The following is a 430-nucleotide window of genomic DNA, read 5'->3' as shown; positions in this document are numbered from 1 at the left end:
CAGCACGTGTCACACGCAGAGCCTACTAAACGGCTAGCTATTTACGAAACAGAACACTAGATCGAACCGGTCCGCCCAGGTGGCAGCCACGCCCTGTCCCAGGCGGGCCGCGATCTGTTCACCAATGGACCTGCTGGACCGGCCGATGAAGCGCTCGATGACCTCCGCCTCGGTCAGGGGCCAGCCCAGATCCGTGCCAAGCGCGATGTTGACACGGACCGCAATGCGCTCGCTGTCGACCAGCACCCCGTCGCAGTCAAAGATGACAAGCCCGATCGGATTGATCATCTGGACAGGCGAGTCGAGGAGAGGCAAACCTGGCGGCACCCACGCTTCCCCGAAGGCGCCGGCTCCTCACCGCCAAGGTAGTCAGGGCTTAATCAAGTTCCGTGGGTGTCCGGAGTGTTGGTGATGCCCAGGATGGGGAGTG

1 protein-coding gene is annotated in these 430 nt (G+C 62.3%); it reads right to left on the bottom strand.

Translation table 11 applies throughout. The features are described from left to right. Nucleotides 1–33 precede the first annotated feature (33 nt). Nucleotides 34–288 (bottom strand): hypothetical protein, encoded by a 255-nt coding sequence (locus ACFHWY_RS28875; protein ID WP_416583385.1) that lies wholly within the window; start codon nt 286–288, stop codon nt 34–36. Between the last annotated feature and the right edge of the window lie 142 nt (nt 289–430).

Origin of the sequence: Micromonospora sp. LOL_024 (genome assembly GCF_048060415.1) — a bacterium.
GTDB lineage: Bacteria > Actinomycetota > Actinomycetes > Mycobacteriales > Micromonosporaceae > Micromonospora.
This window is presented reverse-complemented; position numbering and strand designations above follow the sequence as displayed.